The sequence below is a fragment of the Candidatus Hydrogenedentota bacterium genome, from assembly GCA_016791475.1.
GTDB lineage: Bacteria > Hydrogenedentota > Hydrogenedentia > Hydrogenedentales > JAEUWI01 > JAEUWI01.
The window spans coordinates 421-691 of the sequence record JAEUWI010000245.1 but is presented as its reverse complement, the minus strand read 5'-3'; the positions used below and the strand labels follow the sequence as shown (position 1 = coordinate 691).

Here is a 271-nt window from a genome sequence, read left to right as displayed (position 1 = left end):
GCTGACCTGGATTGATGATGCGGGCACGTTGAACTGCGTCTGCCGCGATCCGCTGCTGCCATTGTTGCAGGAAACCATCGCGGCCAGCTTCAACGGCCAGACGCAGTGGTGGCTGGTGCGTGCGCGTGATCTTGACCTGATGATCGACGTGGTGCGCCGTGCGCTCTCCAACGAAGGGCGCGATTACGACGGCGATGTGGCGCACTTGCGCGAACTGGCCGAAGAAGCGCCGGTTGTCGAACTGGTGTCCAACACGCTTGCTCAGGCCTTG

At 62.4% G+C, this 271-nt stretch carries 1 protein-coding gene; it reads left to right on the top strand.

All coding sequences use genetic code 11. From position 1 onward, the window contains the following. The coding region (locus JNK74_29000; protein MBL7650220.1) for a type II secretion system protein at positions 1 to 271 on the top strand (271 nt) is incomplete at both ends.